The organism is Candidatus Galacturonatibacter soehngenii (genome assembly GCF_008830185.1).
Taxonomy (GTDB): domain Bacteria; phylum Bacillota; class Clostridia; order Lachnospirales; family Lachnospiraceae; genus Lachnotalea; species Lachnotalea soehngenii.
This window is the reverse complement of record NZ_WAGX01000007.1, coordinates 333,678-350,821: the sequence shown is the minus strand read 5'-3', so window position 1 is coordinate 350,821 and position 17,144 is coordinate 333,678. Positions and strand designations below refer to the sequence as shown.

12 protein-coding genes are annotated in these 17,144 nt (G+C 32.6%); 4 read left to right on the top strand and 8 right to left on the bottom strand.

What is annotated here, in order from left to right; genetic code table 11:
* Positions 1-353 precede the first annotated feature (353 nt).
* The 6 genes from F7O84_RS16350 to F7O84_RS19405 form a co-directional block, all read right to left on the bottom strand.
* Positions 354-6,146, bottom strand: coding sequence for a P-loop domain-containing protein (locus F7O84_RS16350; RefSeq protein ID WP_151147743.1), 5,793 nt, complete (start codon positions 6,144-6,146; stop codon positions 354-356).
* A 361-nt stretch (positions 6,147-6,507) separates the two neighbouring features.
* On the bottom strand, positions 6,508-7,863 hold the full coding sequence (gene rlmD / locus F7O84_RS16345; protein WP_151147740.1) for a 23S rRNA (uracil(1939)-C(5))-methyltransferase RlmD: 1,356 nt from the start codon (positions 7,861-7,863) through the stop codon (positions 6,508-6,510).
* The gene (locus F7O84_RS16340) at positions 7,856-8,371 is read right to left on the bottom strand and encodes a GNAT family N-acetyltransferase (protein WP_151147737.1); all 516 of its coding nucleotides are present in this window, start codon (positions 8,369-8,371) and stop codon (positions 7,856-7,858) included. The genes rlmD and F7O84_RS16340 overlap by 8 nt, the downstream gene beginning before the upstream one ends.
* Positions 8,372-8,570: 199 nt before the next feature.
* Positions 8,571-9,761 carry an MFS transporter gene (locus F7O84_RS16335; RefSeq protein WP_151147734.1) on the bottom strand — a complete coding sequence of 397 codons (1,191 nt, stop codon included), beginning with the start codon at positions 9,759-9,761 and terminating at the stop codon, positions 8,571-8,573.
* A 118-nt stretch (positions 9,762-9,879) separates the two neighbouring features.
* A complete protein-coding gene (locus F7O84_RS16330; RefSeq protein ID WP_151147731.1) occupies positions 9,880-10,281 on the bottom strand; it encodes a pyridoxamine 5'-phosphate oxidase family protein in 402 nt (133 codons plus the stop codon).
* A gap of 24 nt (positions 10,282-10,305) precedes the next feature.
* Positions 10,306-10,440 (bottom strand): hypothetical protein, encoded by a 135-nt coding sequence (locus F7O84_RS19405; protein ID WP_279238012.1) that lies wholly within the window; start codon positions 10,438-10,440, stop codon positions 10,306-10,308.
* 223 nt (positions 10,441-10,663) lie between these two features.
* Here F7O84_RS19405 and F7O84_RS16325 point away from each other — a divergent pair, with 223 nt between their 5' ends.
* From F7O84_RS16325 to F7O84_RS16310, 4 genes are all read left to right on the top strand, one after another.
* Complete coding sequence (locus F7O84_RS16325; RefSeq protein ID WP_151147728.1) at positions 10,664-11,728, top strand: helix-turn-helix domain-containing protein; 1,065 nt, start codon at positions 10,664-10,666, stop codon at positions 11,726-11,728.
* Positions 11,729-12,056: 328 nt separating this feature from the next.
* Positions 12,057-12,959, top strand: a complete 903-nt coding sequence (locus tag F7O84_RS16320) for a hypothetical protein (protein WP_151147725.1) — start codon at positions 12,057-12,059, stop codon at positions 12,957-12,959.
* Between the two features lie 23 nt (positions 12,960-12,982).
* Positions 12,983-13,417: a hypothetical protein gene (locus F7O84_RS16315; RefSeq protein WP_151147722.1), complete on the top strand. Its 435-nt coding sequence runs from the start codon at positions 12,983-12,985 to the stop codon at positions 13,415-13,417.
* Positions 13,418-13,647: 230 nt separating this feature from the next.
* Positions 13,648-14,601 (top strand): hypothetical protein, encoded by a 954-nt coding sequence (locus F7O84_RS16310; RefSeq protein ID WP_151147719.1) that lies wholly within the window; start codon positions 13,648-13,650, stop codon positions 14,599-14,601.
* A 106-nt stretch (positions 14,602-14,707) separates the two neighbouring features.
* Here the strand turns inward: F7O84_RS16310 and F7O84_RS16305 are convergent, their stop codons facing one another.
* Complete coding sequence (locus F7O84_RS16305; RefSeq protein ID WP_151147718.1) at positions 14,708-15,649, bottom strand: 3'-5' exoribonuclease YhaM family protein; 942 nt, start codon at positions 15,647-15,649, stop codon at positions 14,708-14,710.
* Positions 15,650-15,669: 20 nt separating this feature from the next.
* Entirely contained in the window at positions 15,670-16,980 is a 1,311-nt protein-coding gene (locus F7O84_RS16300; RefSeq protein ID WP_151147715.1) for a S1C family serine protease, read from the bottom strand.
* Between the last annotated feature and the right edge of the window lie 164 nt (positions 16,981-17,144).

The following is a 17,144-nucleotide window of genomic DNA, read 5'->3' as shown; positions in this document are numbered from 1 at the left end:
TGAAGATAATAGAAAAGTATATAGAGAACCGTCCCCTCATAGAAAAAGTCCCTCAAGACATTTTAAATAGTCTGAGGGAATATAAACATAAACAATAATCAATCACATGTAAGTTATTAATAATATACCTCCACCCTTGACATCAATGCTACGCACTCAACATGACTTGAGGTGACAATAATGATGTCGTTGGTACCCACTGGTTCATTAGCGGAAGGGTTATTATATTTTACATGATCTTAAAATAACTATCCTAATAAGTGTAACCTACTTAAACTCCGTTCGAAGAAGAGACGTGACAATAATGAACCAATTGAGAAATAGAAATAGTATTCATTACATTATCTGTAAACTTATTTACCAAAAATCAATTCACTTGTAGTATGACAATATGGTTCATGACCAATTTCACTAACTAGCTTATCAAAAATCTCTTTTGATAGAAGGAGCTGACTTCCTCTTAATACTGGAGTTCTTTCATGTTCGCCAGTTAAGTGTTTATACGTACACCAATTTTGATACTTAAGTACACATTTTCCCTCTGAATCTATTCCAATCAAACCTTTATCATTACTTGTCATTGTTATTTCCAATAAACTAAGTACTTCAAAGGTAAGCGCTAAATAATCATATCGAAAGTATGTCATAAATGGATTATAACCAATGTTTGCATCAGTAAAAACTACGATTTCTTTACCCTTAAGACCTGCCGGATACATATATTTAGGATATATATGTTCAAGAACAGAACCTCTATAGGAATCATGATATAAAGGCAATCTATTACTTTTACCAAACCCCACAGCAGAACATGTCTGAAATATCTTGCAGTTATCACCAATATGCTTGGCTCTCCATAAATCTTCCGTATACACATATTCTCGTTCAATATATGCTAACCTAATCCAGTCTCCTTCATCTACACTAGACACACTGTCATTTACATCCTTCGGGTGTGGTATTCCATTAGGTCTTGTTATTGTTGAATTACTAATTGCATTTAACAATAGTATATCTTCTCTAATACTATGGTAAAAGTATTCTCTTTCTTCAAGACTTCTCAATATTGAAAAAACATTTCCAGGTTTGTTTTCGCAACTCAAATGATTTATAACCGCATTTCCAATTGACTTTAGATAATCACTATGAATCTGGATATTATCCATCAATAAACTAGATTTGCTGTCCATGTATGTCTCAGATAAAATTTTCCTATTTATTTCACTATGAAGCTCACCGAAGAAACCAAGAATATAATCATCTACCGATATACCCCTATCTTCTAGCAACTTATATCTTGGGTATATACTTTTGAATTCTTGTAGAATGAAATCATTAAATCCTTGATCAGTAGTCTGAACATTTGGTTTGACAGTTTCAATCATCTCTTTCCCCAACAGAAACTTTAATAGGAATCCTTCATCTCCACATTCATTAGTGCAAATATAGTCATCAAGATCTAGTAATTGATATTGCTCTCTTTCCTCATAAGAATACATATCTTCAACTAACTGAATCAACATAGTCACACTTAAGTTAATATATTTAGAATGATTGGTCAAAACCCGTTTAAATGGTCTTATAAACATGGCTCTCTCTGTATCTTGCGTAAGTATTGATTCGAGAGAAGCAAAAACCGATTTATGTATATCCGCTGTACCATAACGCAATCTCGTTAATAATGCCTGATGCAGCAACTCTTCAATGCAGTATCCTTCAAATTCTCTTTCAATTTTTTCCCATTCAATCTCTGATCTACAACTCAATCGTAAATCAATAACATCATAAACTATGTCCCACAAATCTAGAACTTCCTCTCGACCGTTGTCAACGCATGATAGCATTTTTATTATATTTCCTGACAACCCGTTAAGACCCTCAAAAGGCTTATTCAAGCTCCCAAAATAATCAAAGTATGAATCAATAACCAATCTTTTATCTAGATTATAAGCCTTTTCGAAAAACTCATAACTACTATATTTATGATACCAACTATCCTTCTGAGTAAGATAAATCCGTAGATTAATATATGCCTTTATGCTATTTATTATTTCGTCCATTCCACCTAGATAGATTACTTCCTCTTGAATATTAGAATACTGACTAGAAACAGGATTTTCAAAAGCAAAATCAACAAGTTGATTAATAACAAACACAACTTCTTGAGATAATTCTTCTTTATTCACCAAATATGTCTTAACAGCACTACTTACCTCTTCAGAATATCCATATAATTTCATGAAGTCTAAAACCTCATATATATTGCTCTCATCCATATATTTATTACTAAAAGTTTCTGTTATTTGAGTGTGATTATATTGATTAGTAGTAGGTGTCACTGTATACCCTTCTGATTCAATCAAATTGCAATCAATACCATGTTTTTCGCAAAAACCGGTTATAGGATCTATAAATTGCTTTTCTACTTCATATGCATCATCATTAAATTTAAATTTGCTTATTAAATCAATGATAGAAGTTCTTGCTAAAAGTACTTCTCCCTCATTGTCTAACAAGGCAATATTATTGATGTAAGCTTGTATAAAATCACTGCTGCTTTTATTAGGCATAGTCTTAAACAATGCATTTCCGATTCTTGAGTATTTTGATGTTAGCCAATTAGTAAGTATTGCTTCTAGTGTATTTTCACATATCCAAGATCTTTTATATGTTTCCGAATCTACGATGAATTTCCTCAATGCTAATTCTGGCTCATATTTACACAACAATTGAGACCACTCATTCTCATAATTGCTTGTTTCTTTTCCATCAGTTTGTCTTACTACTGCAACTGACATTGAACCTAACCGCTTTATACACTCCCTGCCCTTTTCTGAATCTATGCTATAAACATCTTCAACTGTATCCATTAATCTACTAAGTGTTCTATCTCTACGTTGTCCATATGACATTATCATTATTATAGCATTTCGGAATTCATTGATTCCTTGATCTGTATTACTATTCTTGCATAGGAAAATACACTTCTGCATATAGTAATCAGCTAAATCCATATGTATTCTTCTTGTTTTTTGTTCTTCTGTAATCTCACCAAAATGCTGTAAAACAAGGTCATAGTTTTCATCATTAGTTATCTCTGTAACTAAGTCAAATAACCTATCAGTCGTTAATGGACCCATCATTGCATTTTGAAAAGTTACCATTGTGTCACTTGATAACTCAACAATTATATCAAGAATTTCCTTCCATTCAGCCTCACATAAACTTACATCTCTCAGTGGCTTTTGGATAGTATCATAAATTTCTTCTCTTAAACCATATAAGTCCATAGTGCGTATACTGTGATTTGCTACCTCTGTTACCCTATTTAGATTTGAATAAATTTCTACTAAATCATCTCCGGTAATTTCACTTTTTTTCTCAATCTTACTAGCTTGAAAAACAAAGATAATCCAATTATGAAACCAACTTAAATCAGTAATGTCTTCAATTAATCTATCTACATGATGAGGATATGTTTCATAAATTTTCATTGCATTTTCAACCAGATATTTAATTTTATTTTCCGCATCACCATAAATACTATCAGAAGTTTTTACTGTATTGAGAATATCTTTTGCATATACTACATCTAACTCGTCTTGATCAGTGCCCTCTATCAAGCCATGCCATTGTTCTATTAATCCCATATCTGTAATAAGTGAGATGAGCTCAACTAATCTGTCTCTATGAACATACTCATTTAATACAATTTTCATATATTCTATATTTCCACTATCAGTTGCATAGCGAACAACACTATCTCGATTTTTGTCAATATCAACTGAAGCAGCTGTCAAATATTTAAGTTGTTCTTTTTCTTCTTCCCAATTGATATTTCTATTATGTTTACTTTCCTCTAGCATCTCATTTATATATAGATCCCACGGTGGAGTAATATAATTACGTGAGCAGGAGTAGCAGACTCTCAATCCTTCTTTCAAAGGCATGTTCGCTTTTCCTTCATATATAAGTATTTCACTTAACCATTGAAACCCATGAATTTGTCCAATGCACATCGAGTACTTTCCTTCATAAATTTCATAGTCAAATTCTGCATTTAATACTATATTGGACAATTCTGAAAGTATTACCAATTTATCGAATGACTTTTTCTTAGTTACAGCTTTCACAAGATAATCTGAATTTTTCTTTATTGCATTAAATCCATATCCTTTAAATAAACTTTCACTAACAAACTCAACATTAGCATATTCCAATAGTCTATCATATTGGCCTAATTCATATAACAAGCGAAACAAATTGTTGTATGCTTTATTATTGCTATATACACCTATACTCTCAAGCCACATGATAAGATCTTTATATATATTCTCATAAATTGATAGCCCATTTCTTTCAAGTAATTCTAGTATATATCGCCGGAAACTTTCATGGTAAATTATAAAACCACCATTTACAACACTTTCTTTAAGTATGCTGCGTAGTATCTTTATCCTCTTTTCAACATAGCTACCTAAACCTGTTATATCTTTCAGTTCTTCAATACTTAAATAGAAAGATGCTCCAGATAATACATATACTACTTTATGATCTTCATCAATCTGTTCTAATAAATAATCGTAGTACCCCTTTAAATCATCATTATAGTCTGGAATTGAGTCAAGGATATCCATCCATGAATCTAGAATACTAGCTCTCGAAAGTTCATTGACTAAATAAGTAACATATAGAGGATTGCCATTGCTCTTATTAAATAAATAGCTACTTAATGTCACTTCTTCTATTTCTTCATACATACCAATACACCTAATTTCAAGGTATCTATTAATCCTACTTGTATCCCAGTTTTGAATTTCAGTGAGTGTATAATTTTGTCCACATAATTCTAATACTTCTGAAACTGGCTGTGATACAACGACGATTTTCACGTTTTCAGGCACATTTAATCGCTTGATTATCTCTATGATATCAGTCTTATTTGCTCCTACAGCAGATTCATTGGATGACTTTATCCTCTCAATGTGGTCAAGTCCGTCTATTATTAAGACAATCTCTTTATCAATATGGTCAATTAGTGATTGAAGTTCATTTTCATCAACACCAAACTTTGATGTCTTTATGTCCTTTAACTCTGGACAGACAAGCATAATATCTCTAATAAGATTAGCCATGAATATATTCGATGTGATTCTATCTGAATAAAATATATCATCCAAACTTGTATAACAATAATGCCTAGCAAATAAAATCTTTTGTGATTTAAGGTACTCAATAAAGTTAGTAATAAACCACGATTTTCCAGATCCCGGTTCACCAATTAATAAAGTTTTATTGTTCTTACAGATATTTGAATAGAATTCTTCAAATGTATTTATATCGTATATATTATTGCTTAAATCAACAGGAAATAGTTGTTCTATGTTCCCATAGCCAACAACTAGACCTAAAGCACTAACTACCTGATGCGTTTTTAGTGTTTTCTGGTTAGCTCTTGCATTCTTTACAATATTCATTAGCCTAAGGAGGACGTTTTCTGGTGATACTTCATGATTCGGATAAGTTCCTACACCAAAATCCTTTAGACAATCGACAGTGATTCTTTCCATTTCACCTTTATTTCCTATATCTAAACTTGCTTTTGGTAAGCATAGCTCTACTTTTAAATCTTGGAGGAATTCCTTGAAACTTTCCCTGGATACCCCTTCCATATTATTTCTTAATCGTCTCCAAGAACTTATGGGTCTTTCTTCTTTTACAGACCAAATTTTATCTATATTGATCCTATATTGTTTCACATTTGAATATGTAAAATCATTGCTTGTTCCTATCTCTTCTAAAAAATCAAGATTATCATTATAGTCCCATGCAAGAAGTATTTTTAATGATACATCTCTTTCGTAATCTAACTTTTCCCATGAATTGTATAGCACATCTAGAGCGAGATCATAATCTATAGATGAGAAATCACCTTTTGCTACAATTTTATCATCACTATACTTAATCTGTCGTTTTACTACCTCATTATTATTAATCACGGTAAGATCATCGAATTTATCATCATCGCATTCCTTAATGTCAACCTTGAACTCTGAAGAATTTCCTTTAAGAAGGTCGTTAATAATAAAATATGAAGTAAGTAAGTCTTGATATTCATATCCTTTATGTGCATCTGATAATCCCATGTGATCTCCTCCTCATTATTTCCATCTATCTTTTTTCTATTTGGAAAATTTCCTTATACTTTTACTTTCCTTAAGTTCAGATATTCTAGCACTTATCTAACAACCATAATCTAGAATGAATCTAATCCTTAGATAATACAGAAATCTATCTAACGCTTTTTCACCAATTCTTTGATATTATTACATTAATTCTATAGCATCTTGTAGCATTTCTCAACTAATAATTCTATAATTTGACAAATAAAAGATTTTTTCCGTTTATATTTTGATCAGGAATCAAGTAGATTTGTTCTCACATACACAAAAGCCATTGAATGTCATCTACACATTCAATGGCTTAAACTATTGATATTACAATGTTTTAATGTTTTTCTAACTTGACGATTACTTCACAGTGCACCGTATGCCCAAACATATCAACTGGCTGTACTTCCTTCACCTCATACCCTCTATCACACAAATACCGTAAATCCCTTGCTAAAGTAGCCGAGTCACAGCTTACATACACCACTCGTTTTGGATTCATCTGGGCGATTGTATCTAACAGTGTTTCGTCACAACCCTTTCTAGGCGGGTCTACCACGATTACTTCTGCGTATTCTCCATCATTTTTAAATTTATTTGGAAGTACTTCCTCTGCTTTTCCTACATAAAAAGAAGCATTTGTTATTCCATTGATTTGAGCATTCTTTTTTGCATCTTCGATGGCCTGTGGTACAATTTCAACTCCCATTACCTTCTTCGCCTTTTGTGCTAGAAATAATGAGATTGTACCAATACCACAGTATAAATCCCATACTACTTCATCGCCTGTAAGTTTAGCAAAAGAAAGAGCTGTTTCATAGAGCTTTTTGGTTTGTACTGGATTTACTTGATAAAAAGATAATGGCGAAATCTGATATTTAACGTTTCCAATATAATCTGTAATGTAATCTTGTCCCCAAAGTGTTTTTACTGTTTCCCCAAGTATTACATTTGTAATTTCCTTATTTATATTAATGGAAATACTAGTCATCCCTTTAATTTTTTGCAAGCAATCCACTAGTTTTTGACTATTTGGCAATTCCTTCCCATTTATAATTAAACAAACCATAATTTCTCTGGTCGTAAATCCAACACGTATCAATACATGGCGAACGAGTCCTTTTCCAGTTTCTTCATCATACGCTGATATCTTATATTTCTTCATAAAGAAGAGTACGATATCTAGAATTTCCTCATTTATGTCATCACCAAGGTAGCATTTGGTATTGGCTATAACCGTATGGCTTCTTCCCGCATAAAACCCTGTTATAATATTTCCATCCTTATCTTGACGAATCGGAAATTGTGCTTTATTCCTGTAATGATAAGGATTCTCCATACCAATTACGGGGCGTATTGTAAGGTCATGAAAGCCACCGATTCGTTTTAAGTTATTGCGCACTTTATTTTCTTTAAATAATAACTGCTGCTTATAATCAAGGGCCTGTATCTGACAACCTCCGCATTGTCTATGGAATTCGCATTTTGGCTCTACACGGTAAGTGGATGGTTCTAGTATTTCCAATAGCCTTGCATACCCATAGTTCTTTTTTACCTTCATGGCTTTTACGTTTACTACATCACCGATGACTGCATCTTTTACAAACCAAGTAAATCCATCCACTTTTCCGATTCCTTCGCCTTCTGCACCCATATCTTCTATTGTAACAGTGAATATATCATTTTTATTCATGTTTTCCAAACTCCTTAGAATTGGCTTCCCATTTTTGAAAAGCAATCCTTTCTTTTCCATTCTTTAGATGTATGATACCGCATCTTTGAAATCCATTCTTGTTTAATAAATTCTGCATTGGTATGTTATCCTCATGGGTATCAATCTTTAAATTGCGACATTGCTCATAACACCAAGTAAGACAAAAGGTTGCGACACCTTTGGTGTCTGTAGCGGTGGTAATTCTGTGAATTACGCCATAAGGCTTATCATTGAGCCACTCTCCATCGTATATGGTTGCGTAGGTTTCATCTTGACCTTCAAAAAACATAAAGGTTCCTACCACTCGTTTTTCGTGTTCACAAACATAGCTAATTCCTGCTTCTATATCTTCTTCAATCAGAGAAATCGGTGGATAATCATTGCCCCATTGATTGGGATTTCCATTTTCTCTCATAAATATTCTTGCTTGTTCAAATAATTTTATAATTTGTTCCAAATCACTTTTTGTACTTTTTCTTATTTGCATATTTTCATCCCTTTTTACTGTAAGTAGATATGATATTTTATTTTATAAGAAAATATAATGGCTTTAAACCACTAATCTTTCTTTGGATAGGTTTCATTATATCAAAAAAAGACTCTGGGTAACAGAGTCTTTTTTTTAATATTACTTTATTTCAATGCGATGATATGTTATTTCCTCATATTCATCTCCTCGTACCTTTTTATGCTGTTTCCTGGCTCACCTTATGATTCAAACTAAGTCCAGTTAATAATAAAATCGGGAAAATCAATGCAAATAAGATTCCCCATCTCATATTGTTATCAAACCACTTTGATACCATCCCAACATAAGTAGGTCCACCTGCGCACCCAAGATCACCCGCAAGCGCTAAAAATGCAAACATAGCCGTTCCACCGCCACGAATCTGTTTTGCCGCTATGCTAAAGGTTCCTGGCCAAAGGATTCCAACCGCAAAACCGCAAAGGGCAAATCCGATAAATCCAATTGCAACTTGCTTTGGAAGTGCGATTAGCAGATAACTGATAGCACAAAAAACTCCCGCTAATACCATGAATTGTTCTAGCTTTAATCTTTGACTAAACTTTCCATAATATAGTCTCGTACATCCCATTGTTACTGCAAACAAGAGCGGCCCTGCTAAGTCTCCCACTAGTTTTGGTACCTGCATAACACTTTCTGCATATGCACTTGCCCATTGAGAAACTGCTTGTTCGCAAGCTCCTGCACTTGCCATAAGAAGTATCAATATCCAAAACTGCTTCATTTTAAATAATTGCCCAATACGATATCCTTCTTCGTCCTCAGATAATAACGTAGCAATTGGCACTTTTATAAATAAAATAATGTTTGCTAAGGGAACAACGGCCCATAATATAGCTAAGTACCTCCATTTTTCAATCCCTACCATTGCAAAAAATATACTGGAAAGAACCACTACTCCAACATGACCCCAACAATAAAAGGAATGCAATAAACTCATAGCAGCATCTTTTCTCTCTCCTGGGCAAGCTTCTACAATAGGACTGATTAATACTTCAATGATTCCACCTCCAATTGCACAAAAGATTATGGCAATTATAATTCCTATGTAGGGATGAATAGGCATATACGTAAAGAATGCCAACCCAGCAATTCCGAATACTGAACAAATATGTGCTAGAATAACACAAGCTCGATAACCAATTTTATCTACAAACTTGGTTGCCAATAAATCAACTAAGATTTGAATACTAAAATTAATCGTCGTCAACAGTGCTATTTTATCAAGTGAAATTTTAAATTCAGATTGAAAGGTTAGAAACAGTAAGGGCGCAAAATTATTAATAATAGCCTGAACTATGTAGCCAATAAAACACGCATATATGGTATGATTGTAAGTTAATTTTTTCAAGTTGTTATCTCCTGTAATTTTTTGTAATTTCTATCTACCATTATATCATTATTTTCTCATAATAATAGCCTTTAAAAGTTTTGTTTTTTAACTTTTAAAGGCTATTATACTATGCATGCTAAAATTTTTCTACAATGGTCTGGTTGTTGTTATGAAGATGTTTTTTACACTCTCCATGTTCAAGATAAAAAACCTTCATTTTATTTATATCTAATTTCTTAAAAATTTCTTTTGCAAACTCACTATTTTCCAATATTTTATCCTTATCCTCTTGCTTATCACTAAATATTACGCTTCCGCTTACTTTTACATAGTTGTAGGATTGGTCTGTTGCACAAAAGCAGATATTGGAGTTTTCACCTAGCTGATTTGCTACATCCGAATCTACTGTTGTGTAGAAATACATTTTCTGATCGCTGTAAAACACCATCTCAAATGGTCTTAAATCGGGCTTATCATAGCTATTTGTTGCAAGACTACCGAATTTGTTATTGTTTAAGAACTCGATTATCTCATTCATAATTTACTCTACCTCCTTTTCAAATTACACATCATTATGTTCTATGGATTTACGCTTTGCATTCTTATTCTTATTCATATTTTCTCTTGTGATAGGTGTTTGTCCATTGCATTTTTCCATTCTTGCTTCCTTATTATCTGGCTGGCTATCCTTTGGCATAAAAAATCTCCCTTCATACATAATTTACTAATAATATCCGCAGTTTCTTAAAATCTATGTATAAAAGAAACGTATTAAATGATTGGTAAACTTTACTACTTTATATAACCAACGGTTAATTTTTTTAACGAATCATTAACATTTGCGCAATTGTCCCTCATGATATACTGTGTTACAATTTTTATGTAAAGTACTTTGCAACTATAAAAAAAGGAGTGTTTTTATGCAAATCAACGAAGTGATTCATAAGCTAAGAACCAAGCAAGGACTTACCCAAGAGCAGATGGCTAATTATCTTGGGGTATCTGCTCCTGCTGTAAACAAATGGGAAAGAGGTGTCACTTATCCAGATATTACTATACTTCCCTCTTTGGCACGCCTATTAGATACAGATTTGAATACTTTATTGTCCTTTCAAGACGAGCTTACAACAAAAGAAATCAATGTTTTTACAGAAGAATTAGTATCTCTTGCAAAAGAAAAAGGAATTAGAACGGCATTTGAGCGAGCGAAAAAAAAGATTCTGGAATATCCAAATTGTCATGAGTTAATTTTAAACGTTGCTCTTACCTTAGAGGGACTACAAAGTATGTTTTCCCTTCCTAATGAGGCGGATTTACTCCCTGCTGAAATTGAAGGATTTTATGAACGAGCAGCACAAAGTGAAATACCTAAGATTAGTTCAACAGCCAAATCCATGCTAATCTCAAAATACATGAATCAAAAAGAATATGTCAAAGCAAAAACGCTTCTTGATACATTGCCTGATCCAATCTCTACAGACAAAAAGCGTTTAGAAACAAAACTATTTATGTGTCTTGAAAACTATGAGGAAGCTGCAAAATCCATCGAGCAAAGACTTCTTGTAGAAACCAATGATATTTACTCGGATTTAATTCGATTAATGGAGATAGCTTTAAAACAAAATCGAGTCAACGATGCAAAATATATTGCAGAGGTTACGAAACGTTTTTCTCAACTATTTGATCAATGGGAGTATAATTCCTACGTTCCTGAATTTGAACTGGCAATGACGATGAAAGATGCATCAGCATGCGTCTTGGTCTTAAAGAAATTGTTGCCTGCACTTTTGGTCAAATGGGATTATACAAAATCTATTTTGTATCAACACTTAGAACAAAAAGAAGAAAAAAAAGAGAATCTAGGTACACTTATTTTACCTAAGATATTAGAGGAGCTTAAAGATCCAGATCATCTTGAATATGCTTTTTTACAAAACACAAAGGAGTTTCAGACTCTGTTGGCCTCTTATGATTCGTTAGGATAATAATTTATTGTAAAAAAAGGTGTAATAATCAATGTTATTAGTGGTCAAAGTTAAATTTAAAAATTCTCGTCTATTTTAATAGAATATATGTTGAAAAAAATATATAAAACATGTATACTATAAATATAAACATATTACTTTATATTTTATGTTTTAAATAATGAAGATTAATTATTAGAAAGGGGGGAAAACTGAGTAATGGTTATATTTTAATAAAGTTAACAAGATGGAATAGATAGTTTTTATAATTACTGTAGCTTATTAAAAGCTATCTACAAAAAGTTGGTGTTAACTAGAATTATTTTACACCTATTAGGAGGGGATAACCATGAAATTAAAAAGCGTAGTATTATCACTAAGTATTATTAGTGCATTGACACTAATTCCTTGTAATTTTTCCAATGCTGGGACAACTAGTAATGGGTATGACTCTAGTCTAAAGTTAGTAGGTATTGATTATGAGACTTATCAAAATATGCCCCAAAATAAACAAACTATGTATAAAGATGTAAAAGTTAGTAATGTAACTTCTACTACCAAATACTATAAATGCACAGAAAAAAACAATACTGTTAATGCACTTTATGGTACTACTGATACTAAAGATAATTTTAACGAAACAACTATGAAAGAAATTTCTAAAGACCAATTTAATTTTGAAACTACTGCTAATTTAGATAGTTCTTTTATAAGATCATTAAGTGAGGATACAGATAGTACTTCAACTAGCTGGGTGGAGATGACAACTAAACTAGGTTCTATTAATTCCAAGGAGTATATCTTATCAAATGATGTTACTTATATAAAATCAAATGGTTTTTTACAACCAATAAATACTCATATAATTGGTCTGGGAACTAATGCTAATTTTTCAGTAATAGCAAATAGCGAATACTTAAAAAGAACATATACACTATATTCACAAGAGTTAGGTATATATAAACCTGATCAAACTGATTATGATTGGAACGCAAATGAGAAATCAACAAGCGGATATGCTTATACTTTTAATATCGTTGAAACTGAAATATCTAACAAAGCGTTTATGGCACTTAGAATAAAACCAAATGTAAGTAACACTACTGTTGTAGATGGATTTGGTCACTATTCAAAATACAGTACTTCTGTAAGCCCATCATTATCTTTTTCTTCAGGTGGAGCTTCATTAAGTATTTCACCTACAAAAAAATTATCAACCGCACCTAATACACATGCTCAATTACATCGTTAAGAGTTAAAAAAGGACAAATTATAATGGATAAAAAATTAAAAGCTTTATTAATATGCTCTATGAGTTTATATATGATTAGTTTTGTATTTGGAATTATCAATGCCGAAGTAAGTTTCAAAGATTTGTTTACAAATCCAAATTTAGAAAAAATAATCTTTATAATTTATAATCTTTATATAATTACATGTTTTATTTTCCTAATTGGTAATAAGATACAAGCATTGTATATGCAAAAAAGATTATTTTGGATAACAGCAGTTGGTTATATTATTCTTCAGATATTATATCTTGCAATTCGTATATACAAAACTTTTGAAATGTATTCCATGAATTATAACGATGCAAGGAAAGCTATTGGCGCATATTTAATAAATCCAAACGGATTTGCTTTTAATGTAACTACCACATTAATCTTACTTCAAGTATTCTTCATGCTTACTAATAATAAAAAGCAATAGTAAAAATTTTTGAATTAAGAAAACCAGCATAAGATAATTGATGTTGATTAGAGTGTAGACAAACTGCTTACGAAGCATAAGCTTCGAAGTAGTTTGTCTTTTTTTCTAAAAATACAGAACAATCCTTTTATCTTTACACGTATTTATTTCCATGTTATTATAATTATTGCTAGTTTGCTGGAATATTATTCCATACTAGTAAATTATATTTATTAAGGGGATTATAAATCATGAATCGATCATTGTTAAAGCCTTTTCGCAAATTTGCAGACCAGGCCAACCTTTCACTTGATGAAAAAAGCGGAATAATTTATGGAAAAAAACAAGGCTATGATGTGTACATTAGCCAAGTAAATCAATTGAAAGCATTCCATATTACCTTTTTTATAAAATCCAACGAGATGCTACCAAAAAGCTCTGAAATGAATGAAATAGTAGAAGCTAATAAAAAATACCTAAAACATTGCGAAGTAACAGGTTACATGGTTAAGTTTCAAACAAAGCTAGGAGCTGGATTCGGCTATAAAAATGCAATCAATAAGGCAATGAATGCACTGGATATAATCATTACTTCACTACGTCACAAAGATTTTGAAAATACTTGTCAGGCTTGTGGTACTACTCATGATTTAGAAAGCTACATACTAGATTCTGCTGCTCCAGCACAAATGTGCCCTACTTGTTATAATAACTATTGTCAATCCAACGAAGTGAAAAAGCAAGCAGAAAAGCAAAAAAGAGAAAATATAATAGGTGGCGTTACAGGAGCTTTTATAGGAACACTAATTGGTAGCGTTTGTATTATACTCTTAGGGCAAATTGGATATGTCGCATCCTTATCAGGTCTAGTGATGAGTGTTTGTGCTTTAAAGGGATATGAACTATTGGGTGGTAAATTAACGAAAAAAGGCATTGTGGCTAGTTCAGTACTGATTATCGCTATGGTGTACTTAAGTCACAGGGTTGATTATGCAATAACCATCGCTAATTATTTTAATGTAGATGTAATTACAAGTTTTCATTCAATTCCAGACCTATTAGCCGAAGCAATTATAGATAGTACTTCCTACTATACCAACTTAGGGATGGTATATGTATTTACATTATTTGGAGCTGTTCCAACCATTACAAACACACTAAAAAACCAAAATGCGTCCAACTCCAATTATCGTCTAAACATGTAAAGTTAAACTGCATAAATCAAAGTAGAACTTTGTTTAATAGAAACGTTATAACATAAAGAAAACCAGCGCAAGATTCTTCTTAACGCTGGTTTTCTCTTTTATTTCATTATATTGAAGTCTTTCTAATATTTGATTCAAATAACCTGTTATAACCAAGCCAGTCTTGATTATCACCTGCTGCGTTGAATAATTCGGTTACTGTTTGGATTTTTGCATCCGTATTATCAGCAAAGTTTAGTGCCAATGCTTCCAACAAAGCTGGCTTTTTCGGAGATCCATATTCTAATTCTCCATGATGAGCAATGATACAATGCTTTAATTCAGATGCTAATTTACTTGGAAATCCTTGAATCGAGCGTATTCTTTCTCCTACTTTCTCCACTCCAATGATAATATGGCCTAATAACTGACCATCATCTGTGTAATCATTGCTAGGAAATTCAGAAATCTCTTGCATCTTTCCAATATCGTGAAAAAGTGCTGCTGTAATTAAAAGATCTCGGTTAATGGCAGGATAAGCCTTACTGTAGTAGTCACACAAATTGACAACTCCCAATGTATGCTCTAACAAGCCTCCGATAAAGCCATGATGCACACTTTTTGCTGCAGAATGTGCTTTAAATCGTTTCGCAAAGACAGGGTCTTCAAAAAAGCTTTTGGCTAACTCGTTGAGATATTTATTCTCAATACTATTAATATAGTTCATGATTTCTTTATACATCTTCTCAATATCTTTTGAGCTAACTGGGAAATAATCCTTTGTTTCGTATTCTCCTTCTCTTGCTTTTCTAATTCTCTTTACATTCACCTGTAAAGCGCCTTGAAAGCTGGTGACCTCGCCATACACCTCTATGTAATCAAGCATATCAAAATCTTCAATTCCAGACGAATTCGGATCCCATATCTTTGCATCCAATACACCTGTCTTATCTTGAATTATCAAATTATCATATGCTTTTCCATTCTTGGTTGTAGCAGCCTGTTTAAATTTACACAGATAAATATCTGATATTCTGTCACCTTCATGTAATGTCTCAATATATTTCATTTCTTCCTCCAATTGAAAGTCTAATTCATTATGCCTAACGTTACGACAAAATTAATATCTTTGTACTCATCCATGCCTTGACGCTTTGCTACAACAGATATCACTTGATTTGGCTGGCATTTATTTAACTCGTTTTGCAAATCTCTCACTGTTTTTATTTCTGTATCACCTAGTTTTGTAATAACATCTCCGTTTTGAATGCCTGCATCCATAGCAGGAGAATCCATAACAGTCTCTATCACGTATACACCCACTGGTAGGTTTTGTTGTTCTGCTATATCTAAAGTTACATCGCTACCCTTAATACCAAAATTAACGACATCTTTATGACTCGAAAGCTTTTCAATTCCTGCCTTTAAATCAGAAATAGCTAGTGCCGTAATGACTCCCATGCTATTATCTTGATTATATTCAGGCGCAATAATTCCTATTACTTCACCATCTAAATTAATAATCACTCCACTTGCATTCAAACTACCAACTGCATCTGTGGTTAAAATACGATAGTTTGCATCCACCGTAGTAACCGACTTAGAAGTAGAGGTAAGCATACCATAAGTAACTGAATTGCTATATCCAAGTGGACTGCCAAGTGCAATAACAGCATCCCCATTATGAGATGCATAGGAATTTCCTAAACTTGCAATACTAATTGCATTCATGGTAGATTCCTCAACCTGATTCAGTGGCACACTGACTACAGCAAGTTTAGAATTACTATCATACTTTCCTGCTGTAGCTTCTAGCGTACAGCCATCGCAAAAAGTAACTCTAATTTGCTCTACATTTTCTACAACATCTAACTTCGTTATCATTAAAAGCTCTTGACCATTATTTGCTACAATGATACCAGCCGCCTGTCCTTTATTTTCTAACGTATCATTAAACCAATCCACATCACTGGTTACACCAGTTACGGTAACCACATATTTGTCCGCTTCTTTAGCAACGTCATTTAACTTTTTATATAAACGCTCAACATCCTCCAATTCAAGCTCAATCTCTTGTATCACAACAGGGTTTTCTACTGTCTGTGGTTGTTCCTGGATTTGTGTATCTGATGGGGTCTGTGCCATTGCACTTTCAGTCTCATGAAAGGATGTCTCGTCCTTAGGAATTGATACCTTGTCAGGCTCCTTATCCTTGGCAAATCGATCCTCAAAATAAGGTCTTGTAAGTACAAACGTAACGCTTGCTAGCATTCCAAATATAATTGCCATCATAACACATAATGCAGCGTATAATGCAAGCCTTTTCTTGTTCAATGGCTTATCTTTTATTTTTTCTTTTATAAATGAAAATTCTTCTTCATTATTACTTAAGCCAGACATGATTCTCTCCTTTTATCCCTATATTTTACTATGATTGCATGCAGGGTAGGTTAAATTGAAAATTTCTGTAAGTTTTCATACCTCAAGAGTCAAGTTATTAATTATGATAACAAAAATATGTGAACAATCTATTACACAAATGTAAACGATAACGATAAGCCAGC